The 18,784-nt window shown below is 43.6% G+C and carries 16 protein-coding genes; 3 read left to right on the plus strand and 13 right to left on the minus strand.

Annotated elements, in window-relative coordinates; genetic code table 11:
• Positions 1 to 130: 130 nt before the first annotated feature.
• The 5 genes from NQ542_RS05325 to NQ542_RS05345 form a co-directional block, all read right to left on the minus strand.
• Positions 131 to 1,042 (minus strand): dihydroorotate dehydrogenase, encoded by a 912-nt coding sequence (locus NQ542_RS05325; RefSeq protein WP_005637975.1) that lies wholly within the window; start codon positions 1,040 to 1,042, stop codon positions 131 to 133.
• A complete protein-coding gene (locus NQ542_RS05330) occupies positions 1,030 to 1,809 on the minus strand; it encodes a dihydroorotate dehydrogenase electron transfer subunit (protein ID WP_005637977.1) in 780 nt (259 codons plus the stop codon). The genes NQ542_RS05325 and NQ542_RS05330 overlap by 13 nt, the downstream gene beginning before the upstream one ends.
• A gap of 62 nt (positions 1,810 to 1,871) precedes the next feature.
• Complete coding sequence (locus tag NQ542_RS05335) at positions 1,872 to 2,321, minus strand: helix-turn-helix domain-containing protein (protein ID WP_005637979.1); 450 nt, start codon at positions 2,319 to 2,321, stop codon at positions 1,872 to 1,874.
• Positions 2,322 to 3,167: 846 nt separating this feature from the next.
• The gene (holA, locus tag NQ542_RS05340) at positions 3,168 to 4,190 is read right to left on the minus strand and encodes a DNA polymerase III subunit delta (RefSeq protein WP_005637981.1); all 1,023 of its coding nucleotides are present in this window, start codon (positions 4,188 to 4,190) and stop codon (positions 3,168 to 3,170) included.
• A gap of 24 nt (positions 4,191 to 4,214) precedes the next feature.
• Positions 4,215 to 4,991, minus strand: coding sequence for an AMP nucleosidase (locus NQ542_RS05345; protein WP_005637985.1), 777 nt, complete (start codon positions 4,989 to 4,991; stop codon positions 4,215 to 4,217).
• 54 nt (positions 4,992 to 5,045) lie between these two features.
• On the opposite strand from NQ542_RS05345, the gene NQ542_RS05350 reads away from it, so the two are divergent.
• Entirely contained in the window at positions 5,046 to 5,495 is a 450-nt protein-coding gene (locus NQ542_RS05350; RefSeq protein ID WP_005637987.1) for a type I restriction enzyme HsdR N-terminal domain-containing protein, read from the plus strand.
• 843 nt (positions 5,496 to 6,338) lie between these two features.
• On the opposite strand, the gene nqrF is transcribed toward NQ542_RS05350, so the two are convergent.
• Genes nqrF through NQ542_RS05380 form a run of 6 tightly spaced genes read right to left on the minus strand, consistent with a single transcriptional unit; the run spans position 6,339 to position 12,342 of the window.
• The gene (gene nqrF / locus NQ542_RS05355) at positions 6,339 to 7,628 is read right to left on the minus strand and encodes an NADH:ubiquinone reductase (Na(+)-transporting) subunit F (RefSeq protein ID WP_005637994.1); all 1,290 of its coding nucleotides are present in this window, start codon (positions 7,626 to 7,628) and stop codon (positions 6,339 to 6,341) included.
• Between the two features lie 27 nt (positions 7,629 to 7,655).
• Positions 7,656 to 8,273: an NADH:ubiquinone reductase (Na(+)-transporting) subunit E gene (nqrE, locus tag NQ542_RS05360; protein WP_005637996.1), complete on the minus strand. Its 618-nt coding sequence runs from the start codon at positions 8,271 to 8,273 to the stop codon at positions 7,656 to 7,658.
• Between the two features lie 25 nt (positions 8,274 to 8,298).
• A complete protein-coding gene (gene nqrD / locus NQ542_RS05365; protein ID WP_005637998.1) occupies positions 8,299 to 8,928 on the minus strand; it encodes an NADH:ubiquinone reductase (Na(+)-transporting) subunit D in 630 nt (209 codons plus the stop codon).
• 7 nt (positions 8,929 to 8,935) lie between these two features.
• On the minus strand, positions 8,936 to 9,754 hold the full coding sequence (gene nqrC / locus NQ542_RS05370) for an NADH:ubiquinone reductase (Na(+)-transporting) subunit C (RefSeq protein WP_005638000.1): 819 nt from the start codon (positions 9,752 to 9,754) through the stop codon (positions 8,936 to 8,938).
• A 13-nt stretch (positions 9,755 to 9,767) separates the two neighbouring features.
• Entirely contained in the window at positions 9,768 to 10,970 is a 1,203-nt protein-coding gene (locus NQ542_RS05375) for an NADH:ubiquinone reductase (Na(+)-transporting) subunit B (RefSeq protein ID WP_005638001.1), read from the minus strand.
• Between the two features lie 22 nt (positions 10,971 to 10,992).
• Positions 10,993 to 12,342 (minus strand): Na(+)-translocating NADH-quinone reductase subunit A, encoded by a 1,350-nt coding sequence (locus NQ542_RS05380; RefSeq protein WP_005638003.1) that lies wholly within the window; start codon positions 12,340 to 12,342, stop codon positions 10,993 to 10,995.
• Positions 12,343 to 12,474: 132 nt separating this feature from the next.
• On the opposite strand from NQ542_RS05380, the gene NQ542_RS05385 reads away from it, so the two are divergent.
• Positions 12,475 to 13,743: a type IX secretion system plug protein gene (locus NQ542_RS05385; RefSeq protein ID WP_005648964.1), complete on the plus strand. Its 1,269-nt coding sequence runs from the start codon at positions 12,475 to 12,477 to the stop codon at positions 13,741 to 13,743.
• Here the strand turns inward: NQ542_RS05385 and guaD are convergent.
• Complete coding sequence (gene guaD, locus NQ542_RS05390; protein WP_005638008.1) at positions 13,740 to 15,050, minus strand: guanine deaminase; 1,311 nt, start codon at positions 15,048 to 15,050, stop codon at positions 13,740 to 13,742. The genes NQ542_RS05385 and guaD overlap by 4 nt on opposite strands.
• The gene (locus NQ542_RS05395) at positions 15,043 to 15,954 is read right to left on the minus strand and encodes a cation diffusion facilitator family transporter (protein ID WP_005638010.1); all 912 of its coding nucleotides are present in this window, start codon (positions 15,952 to 15,954) and stop codon (positions 15,043 to 15,045) included. The genes guaD and NQ542_RS05395 overlap by 8 nt, the downstream gene beginning before the upstream one ends.
• Before the next feature lie 243 nt (positions 15,955 to 16,197).
• Here NQ542_RS05395 and NQ542_RS05400 point away from each other — a divergent pair, with 243 nt between their 5' ends.
• Positions 16,198 to 18,783 (plus strand): DUF5686 and carboxypeptidase-like regulatory domain-containing protein, encoded by a 2,586-nt coding sequence (locus NQ542_RS05400; RefSeq protein WP_005638012.1) that lies wholly within the window; start codon positions 16,198 to 16,200, stop codon positions 18,781 to 18,783.
• Position 18,784 lies beyond the last annotated feature (1 nt).

Below are 18,784 nucleotides of genomic sequence, written 5' to 3' on the forward strand. Positions count from 1 at the left end.
ATAATTATTGGAATAATGATAGTCCAAACGAATAAAAATTACAAGAAAAAGCCTGTAAAACGCATAAAATAAGTCGTTTTACAGGCTTTTCTTTAATTTTTATTCCGAAAAGGATTATCTCATCCTGTTTTTATACTTCCAAAGCTCCGATCAGTTCGCGGACAGACGAAAAACCATGTCTGTCACAATAGTCGTTCATCCCTTCGATAACCTTTATACCAACAGCTGGATCTACAAAATTGTAGGTTCCGATCTGGATTGCTGTAGCTCCGGCCAGCATGAACTCCACCGCATCTTTCCAGTTCGAAATACCTCCCAAACCGATAATAGGAATCTTTACAGCCTTATAAGTCTGCCATACCATCCGCAAGGCAACCGGCTTTACACAGGGACCGGAAAGACCACCGGTTATTGTAGATAATACTGGTTTACGCTTCTCCGCGTCAATGGCCATCCCCAGCATAGTATTAATCAATGAAACGGAATCTGCTCCTTCGGCTTCGACCGCTCTGGCAATCTCCGTAATGTCAGTCACATTAGGGGAAAGTTTTACAATAAGGGTCTTCGGATAAACCTTGCGGACAGCCTTCACCACTTCACTTGCCCCACAAGTCGTCACTCCAAAAGCCATACCTCCCTGCTTTACATTCGGACAAGAAATATTTAGTTCGATCGCCGGAATATTGTCCAAATCTGCAATCTTCTCAGCACATTCCACATACGTTTCCACAGAGGAACCACTCACGTTTACAATCATGTTCGTGTCGATATTCTTAATCTCCGGATAGATATGATCGACGAAATATTGTGCACCCTTATTCTGCAAACCTACGGCATTCAACATTCCCGAAGGAGTTTCCGCCATACGGGGATACAAATTCCCTTCGCGTGGCTGGATCGTTGTTCCTTTCACAAAAATACCACCCAAGCGGGAGATATCCATAAAGTCCGAATACTCAATGCCATATCCGAAAGTACCCGACGCCGTCATGACCGGGTTCTTCAATTGCAAATTACCAATGTTTACGTTTAATTCAGCCATGTCAAATTTTCAATATTAAATACAGGTCCTTCAGTACATACACACACATGATGCTCATCTTTGGTCTTCTCCACACAACATAAGCAAGCTCCTATACCACAAGCCATTGTATTTTCAAGAGAGACTTCGCATATAATAGAGTTTGCATGGGCATATTTGGCAACAGCCACCATCATCGGTTTAGGTCCACAAGTGTAAATCCGGTCGAAATGTACATCTTTCAAGATGGAATGGTTGGTCACATATCCCTTTTCGCCCAATGAGCCGTCTTCTGTTGTAACATAGACTGTTCCAAACTGTTCGAACTGTTCCAATTGTAACACATCTTCCTTTGAACGGGCTCCCAAAAGGAACGTAGGTGTGTAACCGGCTTTTTTCAGGATGGATCCCAAATACAACATCGGGGCTGTCCCGACACCACCACCGATCAGCAGTAATTTTTGTTCTTTATCGGCAGGCAACGTGAAACCGTTTCCCAAAGGCAACATGATGTTAACAACATCACCCGGTTTATACTCAGCCATCCGGCGTGTTCCGTCACCGACCAACTGGACGAGCAACCACAGTTCATTGGTCGCTCTGTCGACATAATTAATTGAGATCGGACGACGAAGAAATGTTGTAGGAGAGTTATCCACACGTACCTGTACGAACTGTCCCGGCAACATTTCCGGCAGGATCTGATCAGATGTTAGTTTAAGCAGGCAATAATTTTTGTGAAGGCTACAGTTTTCAGTCACCTTCATGTCAAGCATGTACTTCTTCATATAATATGATTAGTCTAATTCTATACAAAGATACATGAATATGGTATATAAACCAAAACAAGCTATTCTTTCTTATTTTTTTCAGAAACAAAAGTGTCAAATGTATTATCGGAATAGAATACCATTATTTTACTTACTTTTCTAGTTGTTGTTTCTTGCTGTATAATTTGCTCAACAACAGGAGGTTTTACAGTGTTTACAGGTGTATCAACCCTCATTTCCTTGCGATATTCAAGAGCAGCTTGCCCTCCGGACGGATTTATCGCCGTATTTGAGAACAAATCGGGTTGTGTTGACATATGATCTCGCACCATTTCGCCTTTACCGAAAAGGAGCCAGTCGGAATCGACATAAGTGAACCGATCCAGAATTTTTATAAGGACATCCAAGCTTACATTATTTCTTCCGTTCAAAATATGCGACATTGCTGAACGCTGGATACCGATTGCTTCTGCAAATTTAGAAGGGGTCAAGCCTTCACGCTCCATTATTTGAGTAATACGTCCTATCATTTTTGTAAATCCTAATTTGTTTATAGAAATACTGCCATTATGTCTGTTTACATGGGAGGAATGTATACAAATCAATAACGATACAAATATACACAATGATTCTCAATTGTGCAATTTAATTATATAAACTTAAACCAATACTTTTGTATCATATGGATAACAATTGTTTCCGTTAAGATTGTGAACAGGTTGTTTTAATGCAAAAATCATATTAAAGTATTACTTAATATATAGGCTATATTTTACTGTTAATCTTTTAATTAATAGAAAATAATATTGAGATAATACGCCTATTTAGCCATAATTGTACGCATATGTAACAAAATAGTTAATGCATTAAATTAATAATCCTGTATAATCATTTGGTATATGATTACTTATGCTAAAAATATAAAGTAGAGATGAAATTGTTACTTTTGTCGGTTTATGATAGTAATGTAAACATAAACAAATGTTACACCCCTGTTATATGTTTACAAAGTAGAATCATGTAATGGCTATCTTTTGTACAAAAAGGGTTGTTTACATTTCTAACAAGCGCTATTCCGTTCACAATTCAATACCGAACTGAAAATACTTGATTTCATAAACTGACAAAGTGTCTCTAATTTGTACTTGTACGATTTATGGACGAACATACTTTTATGCAGCTAAGGTTTTCCCTCTTCATTTTTGTGATTTTTGTGAACAGATATTCAGGAAAAGGCAAATATTAAAATCTAAGTAGGGTAAAATCAACGATAAAAGATTGAGAAACAATAAGAAGAGGCTTTTTATCCGGTTCAATTTTTCTGTTGTTCCAGATAAAAAGCCTCTTCTTTAGGCCAATCAAGTATAAAAAACGGTTTAATGCAGGATTTTGTAGAGTAATTCCTTTAAAAGTTCGGCATCGGAAACAGAAGTGTTTTCCACTCCCTTCGAACGGGCATCCGTCATACGGATATCGCTGATCAGATTGAACACTTTCATCGCCGAATAGTTTCGCATCCCTAAAAGATAATCCTTAACCTGGAATGTCCCCCGAAGTCCGAGTGCCGTCATCAAGCCGGCTTCGGAACGATCCTTCGTATAATAACAAATCAGGAGGTTCGAGAAATAATTAAATAATACAGGAAGGGTCATCTGGATCGGATTGCTTTTCGGGTTCTTCTCGAAGTATTGGGCAATACGGTTCGCCTTCAAGACATCTTTCATGGCAAGTGCCTTTATCAGTTCAAAGTTATTGTATTCTTTACTGATTCCGATATTTTGCTCCACCAGTTCCGGCGTGATGCGTTTTGCGCCTTTTTCAGGCAGGATCAGTGCCAGCTTATCCAATTCCTTACTCAGACGGCTTAAATCGTTTCCAAGGAAGTCAGAAAGCATCTGAGACGCCTTTCCGTCTATCCCTATGGAACGCATCTGCATAAAAGAGGCGATAAATGCCGGCATCTTGTAGTCGGGAATCTTTTTGGACTCGAACAGCACCCCGGTTTTGTCTGTTGCGGAAGCCAGCGCCTTACGACGATCTAAGTTTTTATATTTATAATTGATGACCAGAACTGTCGACATTAAAGGGTTCTTAACATAGTTCGACAGAAGCTCGATATCACGAATTAATTGAGCCTCCCGAACAACCACTAACTGATATTTTGACATCATCGGGAAACGGCGGGCTGCGTTAATTATAGATGCTGCATCCGTATCTGCTCCATACATGATAATTTGGTTAAAATCCCGTTCGGATTCTTCCAATACATTTTCGAGTAGCAAGTCTGTTATCTGATCCATAAAAAACGGTTCGTCACCCATCATTATATAGACAGGAGCGAATTTTTTTGCAACGATATCCCGACATATTTCCTCGTATGTATATTCTTTTTTTGCCATATTTGTGTGCGATCTCAATTAAAATTACCAACTGAAACGGATGTGACGGATCGTCTTCTTTCCATCAATAATCTGACGAAGCGCTTCCACTCCCAACATTACATGCTCTTTCGCAAAATTCCGGGTCACCTCGCGATCGCTGGCTTCCGTTTTCACCCCGGCTTCTTCCATAGGTTTGTCGGAAATCATCAACAAAGCTCCTGTCGGAATCTCGTTTGCAAAGCCTGCCGTAAACAAGGTTGCCGTCTCCATATCGATACCGGTAGCGTGTGTACGGCGAAGGTAGTTTTTGAAATCGCTGTCATATTCCCATACCCGTCGGTTCGTCGTGTAGACAGTCCCGGTCCAGTAATCTTTCCCCCGGTCACGTATGGCGGACGAGATGGCGCGCATCATCGAGAAAGCCGGGAGCGACGGTACTTCTGCCGGCAGATATTCGTTCGAAGTGCCTTCTCCTCGGATAGCCGCAATCGGCATGACATAATCTCCCAGGTTGTTCGCCTTCTTCAATCCTCCGCATTTCCCCAGAAAGAGGACGGCAGTCGGCTTTATCGCCGATAGCAAGTCCATAATTGTCGCCGCATTCGCGCTCCCCATCCCGAAGTTGATAATCGTGATGCCATTGGCCGCTGCGTTCGGCATGGAGTTTTTCAGTCCCAGGATCGGCACGTTAAAGTGGTCGGCAAACAGTTCCACATACTTCGTGAAGTTGGTAAGCAGGATATATTTGTCGAAGTCTTCCAGCTTCCGCTCCGTATAGCGCGGCAACCAATTCTCGACAATTTCTTGTTTTGTTTTCATAAATCACTACCTTTGATGGTCTATTTTCACAGAATAAAAGAACAAATATAGTAAATGCTTGCATTAAACTTACCTGGTTTTGCGCCTAAAGTAGCAGAAAAAGATGGAAAACGTACGATCTTCGATCCCGTACGGCAAAAATATGTGGCTCTCACTCCTGAAGAATGGGTACGTCAGCATTTTGTCAATTATCTGATCACTCGGAAAAGCTACCCGAAAGAACTGCTGGCAAACGAAGTGCTGGTCAAGCTGAATGGAACCTCCAAACGTTGCGATACGGTTGCTTACAACCGTTTTCTTGAACCTCTGGTCATCGTCGAGTACAAGGCTCCCCATATAAACATTACCAACACTGTTTTCGACCAGATAGCCCGTTATAACATGGTGCTACGTGTCGAATACCTGATTGTTAGCAATGGCTTAAACCACTATTGCTGCAAAATCGACTATAACAACCGGGCATACACTTTTTTGGAAGGAATACCCGCATACAACGAATTATAAACATCGTTTTTACCGATATTAACATCCGATATACAAACCTTTACATCCAAATGTCAGGACCTTTTTTGTCAAAACAGGGCGGAAAAAATCCTCTGCATCCCCATCTTCACGCCTGTACACCCGGATGTAGGCTCCTTGAACATCCGGGTGTCCGTCCTCGCTACACCCGGATGTTTACGGACAAATGTAGTTAGTTTGCTAAAAATAAGACCGTTAGTTATACAAACGAATCCCTTTATTTCTCTCAAAAAAGAAACGGATGTCTTGTGATAGGGTGTGATAGAAGTGTGATAGAAGTGTGATAGAGAAAACAAAATAGTATCACTTGTTATCGCCATTGAAAAACAAAGGCAACACCCGGCCGGGTGATAGAGTGATACTACAAAAGCAAAACAACACAGGTAAACAACAAAGCTCTAACTAAAACTTACAGAACGGATGCGGTCTGATCCCTATATATCATAATGGAATCGGACATCTGCATATTGGCCGGTCTGTCGACATACACGGAATTACTATCCTTTATGACAGGTTGGTCAGTTGTTTTCTTCTCATCGAAGATTAGTGAATAACCTAAGATTACTGCAAAAAAAGATAATATCAATGCTTTCATATTCTATTACAATTTTAATATCATATATAAGTATGATGTATTCAAAACGCAAAACGCTGCACTATATTACAAAAGAAATGTATTTTCTTTGTAATTCTTTCGTAACAACTCGTCCTTATCCCTTGATTTTTATGGATAACAGGTTAATACACAGAATAGTTCAAAAAAAAATCGGGGAAAGAATAAATATCCTTCCCCGATTCTATTATTGTCATGTTTCGAATGATCTGTTACGCGCCGAAATCGTCGAAATGCAACATTTCACGCGGCACGCCCAGATTGTCCAGCATATTTTCCACTGCCTTTGACATCGGGCCCGGACCACACATGTAGTATTCGATATCTTCCGGAGCTTCGTGATCCTTCAGATATGTATCGTAGATTACTTGGTGAACGAAACCGGCCGTGTACTTCACTCCTGCCGCATCGGCTGCCGGATCCGGACGGTCGAGTGCCAGATGGAATGTGAAGTTCGGGAATTCCTTTTCGATTTCCAGGAAATCTTCCAGATAGAACACTTCGTTCAAGGCACGGGCGCCATAGAAGTATGACATCTTGCGATCCGTAGTCTTGAGTGTCTTCGTCATGTGCATGATCTGAGCACGAAGCGGAGCCATACCGGCACCACCACCGACCCACATCATCTCTCTCTTCGAATCGAAGATCGGATGGAAATCACCATAAGGACCGCTCATCGTCACCTTATCACCAGGTTTCAGGGTAAAGATATAAGAAGAAGCGATACCCGGCATCACATCCTGGAAGCCCACTTCGGGTTTCGGTTTGAACGGCGGAGTGGCTATACGAACCGTCAACATGATGCGGTCGCCTTCTGCAGGATAGTTGGCCATAGAGTAAGCACGGATGGTCGGTGTGTCGTTCTTGCATTTCAACGTGAACAAACCGAACTTTTCCCAAGCCGGCAGATATTCTTCGCCGATCAGCGACTTGTCGATATCCTTGTTGTAATCCATTGCGTATGCCGGAATCTTGATCTGGGCATAAGAACCCGGCAGGAAGTCCATGTGTTCACCCTTAGGCAACGCCACGATAAACTCTTTGATGAAAGTAGCCACGTTCTTGTTGGAGATGACTTCGCATTCCCATTCCTTTACACCGAAAACTTCGTCCGGAACCTGAACGACCATATCTTCCTTCACTTTGCACTGACATGCCAGACGCCAGTGTTCCTTAATCTGTTTACGAGAGAAAAAGCCCTTTTCTGTCGGCAGGATTTCCCCGCCTCCTTCCAATACCTGTGCACGGCACTGGCCACATTTACCACCACCACCACAAGCAGAAGACAAGAAGATACCACCACTTTGCAAACCAGCCAGCAAAGTGCTTCCTATAGGAGTCTCAATATCTTTTTCTCCATTTACCTTCAGGTCTACATTTCCTGACGGTACCAATTTTGCTTTGGCCGCCAACAACGCACCCACCAGGATCAGCGTAATCACCAAGAAGATCACGGCACCTGCTGCGATTGTAAGACTGCCAGTCGTCATTAATAAAGTCATTTCTGTAATAAGTTTAATGCGTTAATATTATATCTTAAGACCTGAGAAGCACATGAATGCCATACCCATCAAACCTGTGATGATAAAGGTGATACCAAGACCTTTCAACGGTTTGGGGATATCCGAGTATGCCAGCTTTTCACGGATGGCAGCCATACCGACGATAGCCAGCATCCAACCGATACCAGAACCTAAGCCATAAACAGTTGCAACACCTACGTTAGGAAATGCCTTTTGTTGCATAAACAGAGAACCACCCAGGATAGCGCAGTTTACAGCGATCAGCGGCAAAAAGATACCCAGAGAAGCGTACAGAGCCGGAGCAAACTTTTCCACTACCATTTCCACCAACTGCGTAAACGAAGCGATGATGGCGATAAAGATAATGAAAGCAAGGAAGCTCAGGTTTACACCAGCGAATTCAGCACCCAGCCATTGCAGAGCACCTTCCTTCAATACATAATTTTCAAGCATATAGTTGATCGGCAACGTACATGTCAGAATGAACGTCACAGCCATACCTAATCCCAAAGCAGTCTTTACGTTCTTGGAAACAGCCAGGAAAGAACACATACCCAGATAGTATGCGAAAATCATGTTGTCTACAAAGATCGAGCGGACAAATGTGCTTAATAATTCTTCCATTCTATTATTTTTTTAATAGTTAGCATTAATTTTCCTGAAGTTCCTTGTTACGAGAACGGTGAACCCAAATAATCACGGCGATCACGATCAATGCCATCGGAGGCAGGATCATCAAACCGTTGTTCACATAACCGAAGTCATAGAATGCCTGCGGAATAACCTGGAATCCCAGCAACGTGCCGGAACCTAACAGCTCGCGGAAGAAACCGACGATCACCAGGATCAATGCATAGCCTAAACCGTTACCGATACCGTCAAGGAATGATTCCCACGGACCGTTACCCAGTGCAAATGCTTCCAGACGTCCCATCAGGATACAGTTGGTAATGATCAGACCCACAAACACTGAAAGCTGTTTGTTTACGTCATAAGCAAACGCTTTCAGCACTTCACTCACGATAGTCACCAATGCTGCCACCACCACCAGCTGCACAATGATACGGATACGGTTTGGAATCGTATTACGCAGCAGTGAAATGATCACGTTGGCAAAAGCCACAACAGCCGTTACTGAAATACCCATTACAATAGCCGGCTCCAGTTTTGATGTTACAGCCAGCGCAGAGCAGATACCCAACATCTGGACGATGACCGGGTTGTTTACGCTAAGCGGGCCTAACAGAACTTCTTTATTCTTTTCAGATAATAATCCCATTTTCTACTTAATTTTGTGAGGTTAAAAACTTAACATAACCATTCAAACTATTAAATAACATCGCCTGTACTCCCTGGCTTGTAATCGTACCGCCGGAAATACCGTCTACATAATCCTGACCGGCAACGCTCTTGCCAGGCTTAACGACCGCAATAGACTTGAATGTACCGTCCATGAACAGTTTCTTACCCTTGAATTCATTGCTGAATGCAGGTTTTGCTATTTCAGCACCCAATCCCGGAGTTTCACCCTGGTGGCTGAAATCAGCACCATAAACCGTATTCCTATCGCTGTCTACAGAAATATATCCCCACAGCGGTCCCCACAAACCGGCACCATGCAAAGCCATGATGTATTTAGGCTGGCCATCTACATTTGCAACGAAAACCGGATACTGGTGTTCGGCAGCAGCCTTCACCACATCGGCGGCAAAAGCGTCACCTTCTACTTTTTCACCATTTTCATTTACCAGAAATGCTTCTTTGATCAATTCCGAATATTTAGCTTCGGCTTCATTTGCCGGAACCGTCACGTTGATGGAGCGCAGGATCTGCTGTCTCTTGTCGTTTTCCTCGTTTTTCTGCTGGAAAGTTCTAAGCGATTGCGAAGTAAAGGCCAGCACGACTGCGACCAGAACAACCATTACGGAAGCATAAACAACAGTATACACGTTACTGTCTCTGTCCAATCCCTTTTTCTTGTCGGCAGCAGCCTCGTCTTTCATTTCTTCGAAATCGGAAGCGGGAGCTGCACATACAGGACAAACATCCGGAGCTTTATTTCCTTCGTGGATATATCCACATACTTTACATTTATATTTTGCCATACTCCTTCTTACTTTATTTGATTACACGTTTCAATCTGCGGTTGATGTTAGCTTCCACTACATAATAGTCGATCAGCGGAGCAAATACATTCATCAACAGGATAGCGAGCATCATACCTTCTGGGTAACCCGGATTCAATGCACGGATAATAATAGCCATAGCTCCTACCAGGAATCCGTAGATGTACTTACCTGTTTCCGTACGGGCAGAAGTGACAGGATCGGTAGCCATAAACACGGCACCGAATGCGAAACCACCCAGGAACAAATGATCCAACGGAGATACGCACATGGCCACCGTCGTTCCGATCATATTGAAGATAAGCGACATGACCGCACCACCCACAAATACGGAAACCATTGTTTTCCAACTTGCGATCTTTGTGAAAAGAAGGATAACCGCCCCGATCAGGATCGCCAATACAGATGTTTCACCGATCGAACCCGGAATCAGACCTAAGAACATGTCCCATGTGGAAATCGGATGTCCGAGAACATCGACTGCCTGGAACGAACCGATCAGTTCCTTGCCTGCGATAGCAACCTGTCCCAGCGGAGTCGCGCCAGAGAAGCCGTCTACCACCTGTCCGCCACCGATACCGAACGTATCAGCCGTACGAACAAACACCTGGTCACCGGACATAGCCGCCGGATATGCGAAGAACAAGAATGCACGTGTAACCAACGCTACATTAAATACATTATAACCTGTACCGCCAAATACTTCTTTGGCAAAAACAACTGCAAATGCAGTAGCTACGGCGATCATCCACAACGGAGTGTCAACAGGGACGATCATCGGGATCAGGATACCGGAAACCAGAAAACCTTCCTGGATTTCTTCCTTCTTCACCTGGGCAACAGCAAACTCGATACCCAAACCTACCACATACGAAACAATGATTTTAGGCAATACAGCCAGAAAACCAAAAATAAAAGTCATGAGAAATCCCGGATCAGCTCCTATTGCAAGGTTATGCTGATAACCGACATTGTACATACCAAAAAGCAAAGCGGGCAACAAAGCAATGATGACCACGGTCATCGTACGCTTCGAGTCAATATAGTCATGAATGTGTACGCCTGATTTGGAAGTTGTGCTCGGAACAAACAGGAATGTTTCGAAACCTTCAAAAACAGAACGGAACATCGCCAGCTTTCCGCCTTCCTCAAAGTTAGGCTTAATCTTGTCGAGGTAATTCCTTAACGCTTTCAATGTATTCTAATTTTTAATGTTATTAATTCATTTCCTTGTATAATACATCCAGACCTTGACGAACGATCTTCTGAATTTCGAGTTTGGACGTATCGACGAATTCGCAAAGGGCAAAATCTTCGGGCGCTACTTCATATATACCCAGGTTTTCCATCTTATCGATATCGAATGCGATAATAGCCTTCAACAGGTATTCCGGCATGATATCCATCGGAAACACGCTATCGTATTCGTTGGACATGATCATAGCACGCTTGCCTCCCTTGATACGGGCGTCTATCACATATTCCTTGTTCTTGCCCATCAACCAGGCGGGGAATGAATGGCTCACACTGAATTTTCCGAAACCGGGAGTCGCCCAGCCGAAGAAGTCGTGTGTTTCGTCACCTTCCGGGATAACCGTAATCTGATTGTCATAGGCTCCCAAATAATCGTTTTTTTCTACCTTCGTACCAGTCAACACGTTACCGCTGATAATGCGGATATCTTCGTTACCTCTCATGATCTTTCCGTCAACCAGACTGGCGATCGTACAGCCGGCAATTGCCTTAACGTATCCTCTCTCTGTCGTTTCGGAACCGGTTATCACAACCAGGCGGCTGAAATCGGCGATGCCCTTATTGAACAAACGGCCGATAACGATCACGTCGGCAGGATTTACCGTCCAGACCACTTCACCCTTATTGATAGGTTTAATGTGATTAATCTGTACTCCCACATTGGCCGCAGGATGCGGACCTTCCACTTCTACAGTTTCAACACCTTTCACACTAACGGAAGAACCTTTGCGGATGCCGACATACACCTTGCCGTCGGTAAGTTTTGCAAGCGCATCCAATCCCGTCTGAAAATCAACTTCCTGTCCTTTCACGACGAAATCGAAGTTCGGAGCTAACGGTGCGGAATAGAATGCAGAAACAAAGATGTCACGTGGTTCGTCAGCCGGCGAGGCGACGATGTCGTACGGACGTTGTTTGATAAACGGCCACATACCAGCGTGCAAGATTGCCTCCTTCACCTCTTCTCTCTTGAGGGAAGCTACATTTTTCTTACCGAAATCTTCATACTCGATCTGCGCTTCCGGCTTGACAACCACGCTAAGCACTTTACGCTTCTCTCCTCGATTTACGGCAGTTACTTCGCCACTGACAGGCGAAACAAACTTGATCTCCGGGCGGTTCTTATCGATCATCAATACAGAACCGGCTTTGACTTTTTCTCCTACTTTGGCAACAACTTTGGGTACAATACCGTTATAATAATCGGGAACGATAGCGTAACTATCGCTTTTCCCTCCGTTTAACAGTACGTCCGAAGCTTTGCCCTTCAGATTAATGTCTAAACCCTTTTTAATCTTAATCACATTTGCCATGATACAACTAAAATTGTTTATATGTAATTTTCCCGCAAAAGTAAGCAATTTTTTATGCTTTAAAGCAGGGAATGGAAAATAATTAAAGAAATAATTCCATAATTTTGCACCGACAAAGAAAGAAATATGAAAATGAGAGTGTACAGTTTACTATTTATGATGCTTTTTGCCCTTTCCATCGGGGCAAACGCACAGGTAAAGTTCTTCACCGATGTCAATAGCAAGCAGATAAAAACGCTTCAGGTGAAAGTTGCCGGAGAGTTGATATCCGAACCTTACATAGCGTTGGGAGGAGAAGAGCAAATTGAAATCAATTTCGACGGTTTGGGGAGTGGATACACACGATATGCCTATAACGTGGTGCATTGCAACGCCGACTGGACGCAATCGCAGTTGAGTCCGATCGAATATATGAATGGTTTCCAAGGAACAACAATCGACGATTTTGCCAATTCCATCGGGACTACGACTCAATATTCGAACTACCGGCTATTGCTTCCGAACGACGATGTCCAGTTTAAAGTTTCCGGCAATTATGCCATCCAGGTCTATAACGAGGATACGCCGGACCAGATCATTTTTACAGCCTGTTTCTCTGTGGTAGAACCGGTTGTCAATATCTCGGCTTCGGTGAGCGGGAACACGGACATCGACACCAACCAGAGCCATCAGCAGGTAAGTTTCAACATCAACAACAAAAATTTTCCGATCACTTATCCGCAAACGGACCTGAAGATATTCGTTTACCAGGACAACCGGCGCGATAATGCCGTAACGGACTTGCAACCTATGAGCATTCTGGAAAACCAAATATCTTACACGTATAACCGCAACCTTATTTTCCCTGCCGGGAATGAGTATCGTCGCATGGAGTTCCTAAGCAACAAATATAATGGAATGCACGTCGAAAATATCTCCTTCCACAATCCTTACTATAATGTGGAACTTATGACCGATTACAGGCGGGATAAAGGCACTTACCAATATGACCAGGATCAGGACGGCCGTTTCTTCATTCGTTGCAGCGACTGTAACGATCCGGATACGGAAGCGGATTATTATATCGTGCATTTTACACTTGCATGCGATCCGCTGCCCGATGGGAGTGTATATCTGAACGGTGAGCTATTTAATAATGTATTGGATGAAAAGAGCAAAATGGGCTATAACTTCGAGACGAAGCAATACGAAAAAGCCGTACTTCTCAAACAGGGAAGTTACAATTACCAGTATTTGTTTGTCCCGACCGGTTCCTCTGTCGGTCAGACAGGTCCGATAGAAGGTAATTACTACCAGACACAAAATGAATATAGCATCTATGTTTATTATCGTCCGATGGGTGCTCGCTATGATCGGCTAATTGGTGTCACGACTGTCAGGAACGAGATGCAGGTATTCTAAGCAAGGGTGAATACTCTTTTCCCCATCACATAGGTGGCTTGAATATTCCTTTCATCTCCAGCTGTTTGCAGGCCGAACAGTTTATTTTCCAACGTCCACTTCCCGTGGCGTTTCAGATAGTCCATGCGTACCTGCTGGGAAGGTGTGGCGGCATAATCCATAACAATGAAATCCGCTTTCCGGCCTTTCCCGAAACAGCCGATTTCATCATCCAAATGAAGTGCTTTAGCTGCTCCCAACGTACATTTATATAATGACTCGAATACAGACATCGGATATCCGCCAAGTTGCTGCACTTTATACGCCTCTCCCATCGTGCGCAGCATAGAAAAAGAGGTTCCGGCTCCGATGTCCGTCGCCAATACGGTTTGCATACCGACACGATTGGCTTGTTGCATATCAAACAAGCCACTTCCCAAAAAGAGGTTGGATGTAGGACAATGGGCTACGACAGAACCGGCTTCGACCAACCGACGGCATTCCGAATCAGACAGATGAATACAATGTCCGAAGATGGAACGGTCTGTAACCAATCTTGCCCGCTCGTATACTTCCAAGTAATCTTGGCAGTCGGGACACAAGGAAAGCGTGCTGTCGATCTCGTCTTTATTCTCGGAAAGATGCGTCTGTATATAAGTGCCAGGATATTGTTCGTGCAAACGTCCAGCCGCAATCAGTTGTTCCGTCGAACAGGAAATGGCAAAACGGGGCGTGATGACATAGCGGTTCCGCCCTTTTCCATGCCAAGATTCGATCAAAGAACGACTTTCGGATTTCCCCTGTTCCGCCGTATCGGTCAATCCTGCCGGAGCATTCCGGTCCATCAGCACTTTTCCGGTCAGCATACACATATTATATTCCGACGCAACGGAGAAGAGAGCGGTGACGGATGTTGGATGTACCGTTGCATAAGCCATGCAAGCTGTCGTTCCGTTCCGGAATAGTTCCTCTACAAAGAAGTGGGCCATCCTATCCGCATGCTCTGAAGAAACAAACGCCTGTTCTGCTGGAAAGGTATAGTCCTCCAGCCAATCCAGCAACTGCCTTCCGTACATCCCGATTATTTCAGCTTGCGGATAATGAATATGGGAATCTATAAATCCAGGCATCAGGAGTTTACCGGAATAATCAACCAGTTCATAATCGGTATAACGGCCTTTAATATCCTCAAAAGGCCCACAATCGACTATCTCTCCTTCCCGTACGACCAATGCTCCATCGGGAAAATATCGGTAAGCATCTTTTCTATTTAACGGAGAATCGATAAAATCAAAAACTTCTCCCCGGTATAATGTCAGTTCACTCATCTTTTTTCTCTTTTATCGGTTCGACATGCAAGACGATATGGGTTGCAGGCCCAAATTTCAAACGTAACTTACTTTCTATCTCCTTCGTCAGCTCATGCGCACGGCTTACAGTTATTTGTCCATCGACCCGGATATGCACTTCTATTGCAAAATCATTACCGATTCTGCGGGTACATAGATTATGCGGGTTCCTGACCTCCGGCGTTTCATTTATTATAGAGAGAATCTTATCTTCGACCTCAGTCGGTAAAGATTTCTCCAGCAAATCATTAATTGCAGGTATGACCAACTGAAAGGCTACCTTTACAATCAATATGCTGACAATCACGGCTGCTATCGGATCCAGCACACGCCAGTTATCACCTAAGAGGATGGCTCCTCCAATACCCAACGTCGTCCCGATAGAAGAAAAAGCATCCGAACGATGATGCCAGGCATTCGCGATAACAGCCTGGCTATTTTCTTTTTTTCCGACATATAGCGTCAGACGATACAGGGTTTCCTTTATCAAAATAGAGATAATGGCGGCAATAAGTGCGATCTTGCCGGGACTTTCCAACTGTTCGCCTCCAAAATAAAATCCAAATACCTTGTTCGCACCATCCCAGAAAAGGCCGGCTCCTACACACATCAGGACAATCCCAATGATCGTAGTAGCCAAAGTTTCATACTTTCCGTGCCCATAGTCATGGCCTTCGTCTTTCGGTTTGGACGATATATTAATGAAGAGCAAAACAATTACATCCGTCACAAAATCGGATAGCGAATGGACGGCGTCCGCGATCATGGCGCTACTGTGCCCTAACACACCTGCTACAAATTTGAAAACCAATAGCAGAAAGTTGGCAAGAGATCCGGTCAAGGTCACAGCCATGATTTTTCTTTTTCTAATATGTTCTTTCATTTCTTTAGGACCTGTTTTTTACGTTTTCAAGCAGAACAAATATAAGGATAAAAACCGTTAGCGGAATTAAAAGCAAATAAAAAGAAATATGTTTCGGATTTTGTACGTATAATTGATATTTAGCCCCCCCATTTAATCAGCAGACTATCTTTCGATTAAAGATTATTAATATCGCCAGTAAAACTGTAACCAAAAAAACCTTATCTTTGTTGTCCATATCCGAGAAGGAACAACGTTAAATACATGGTAAGATTTATCCGTTATATCATATTAATAGCTCTGTTACAAGCTGTAGCAGGAATTTTTCTATCACACGCTCAGAGTTTTACCTCGGCATCCGGTATTGTCAAAGATTCTATTACCGGTGAACCGCTCCCATTCGTATCCGTCTATTTTGACGGGTCAACTATCGGAGCTATGACAGACGACAATGGAACATTCACCCTTCAAAACAATCAGGGCTATACCAAACTGGCCGCCGCCTCATTGGGATACGATACTAAATTCATCGATCTCAAGCCCGGTAAAAAGAATGACAATTTGGAAGTATTGTTGAAGCCGACTGCTTTCGAGATTTCGGAAGTCGTGGTCAAACCCAAAAGAGAAAAATATACCCGCAAGGATAATCCGGCTGTAGAGCTTATCAAAAAAGTAATTGCACATAAGAACGACAACCGGATCGAGGCAAAGCCGGAATATCAAACGGAAGTATACGAAAAACTAAGTCTGTCGCTGGATAATTTCAATCCGAATCTCGACAAGAACAAATTTCTGAAAAAGTTCAAATTTATCAAAAACTATCTGGACACGTCTGAGTTTAACGGCAAACCGATCCTGACCGTCTCCGTGCGTGAAAACCTATCAGACTTCTACTACCGGAAAAGTCCCAAAGCGGAAAAGACAATTGTCAGAGCCAAACGCATGCAGGGGATCGATAAGACATTAGACGACGGTGGCGGCATAACCTCCAACTTGGAAGAGATTTTTAAGAGTATCAATATTTTCGATAACAATATTCCTATTCTATTGAATCGGTTCGTCAGCCCATTATCATCGACATTGGCGACCACATATTACCATTATTACATCATGGATACGCTCGATGTAGGAGGAGATAAATGTGTGGATCTGGCTTTCGTTCCGGCAAACAGCGAAAGCTACGGTTTTACGGGACGGCTTTATATCACGCTTGACGGTAATTATGCGGTCAAGAAAGTATTGCTGAACACCCCTGCAAACATCAACCTAAATTGGGTGGACAAACTCCGTATTGAGCAGGAATTCAAGCAGATGCCAGATAGTACCTGGGTGCTCGACCAAGAGAATACTTTCGTCAATTTCTATGTGGTAAAGGGGACGCAACAGCTCTATGCGCACCAGCTCAGGAATTACGACAATTATAATTTCAACGTGCAAAATGCAGATTCCGTTTTCGGGCTCTTAGGGGCATTGCATGTCTTGCCGGAAGCGACGGCACAGCCGGATACGTTCTGGACGCACAACCGCCCTATTCCATTGAAAGAGAAGGAAGATGCGCTAAAAGATTTATTGGGACAACTGCGGAAAGTTCCGGCTTTCAATGCCATTATCAAAACCGCAGAGATCCTGATAACGGGCTATATCCCGACAGCAAATGACAAGAAGGTGACCAAATTCGACTTCGGTCCGATGAATACGACCTTCAGTGCAAACCATCTGGAAGGTTTTCGTATGCGTGTGGGAGGAATGACGACTGCCAACCTCAATCCGTATTGGTTTGCAAGCGGTTATCTGGCTTACGGTACAAATGACCGCAAGATCAAATACAATTTGAAGTTAACACACAGTTTCACTAAAAAAGAATATCACGAAGGTGAAAATCCGGTTAATAATCTGTCGTTCATCCAAGAATATGACGTGTATACCCCAGGCCAAGATTTCCTTTTCACAAGCAAAGATAATATATTCGTTGCCTGGAAAGTAGGTGAACCGGTGACCAAGATGCAATATATCCGCAAAAGCGTATTGCAATACGAAAAAGAATGGCTGAACGGCCTGACATGGAAGTCCTGGATAATGAATCAGAACAACGAGGCGGCAGGAACGCTTCAATATATTAAACGGGACGAATCCGGGAATTTATACCATATAAAAGATTTTACGACATCCGAAATCGGGACACAGTTGCGTTTCGCTCCGGGTGAACGCGCTTATAACGGGCGTTCGGGGAAAGAATCCGTATTCAACCTGTCTAAAGATGCCCCTGTATTCAAGCTCTCCCATCAATTAGGTATTAAAGGCGTGTTAGGCGGCGATTACAATTACAACCATACGGAGATCAGTGCCGAGAAACGTATCTGGCTTTCTTCGTTTGGGCATATCGATGCACAGATTAAAGCGGGCAAGGTCTGGGACAAGGTACCTTTCCCCCTGTTGATTTTGCCGAATACGAACCAATCTATCACAATTCAGCCGGAAGCATTCCACATGATGAACGCGTTGGAGTTTGTGACCGACCAATATGTATCGTTCAATGCTACTTATTATCTGAAGGGCTGGATCCTGAACCGTATTCCGGGCATCAAGTGGTTGCGTCTGCGTGAAGTCCTATCCTTTAATATGATCTATGGTGGACTGACGGACAAAAATAATCCGACCTTGACGCCGGGACTTTTCCTATTACCAGATGGGACGCAGCCATTAGGTAGCACTCCATATATGGAATGCAGCGTCGGTTTGGAAAATATATTCAAGATCCTGCGCATTGATTATTACAGACGCTTAACTTATTTGGATCATCCTGATATTAAGAAGGGAGGTATCCGTATTGCATTAAGATTCACTTTCTAAC

This window comes from Parabacteroides merdae ATCC 43184 (assembly GCF_025151215.1).
Lineage (GTDB): Bacteria > Bacteroidota > Bacteroidia > Bacteroidales > Tannerellaceae > Parabacteroides > Parabacteroides merdae.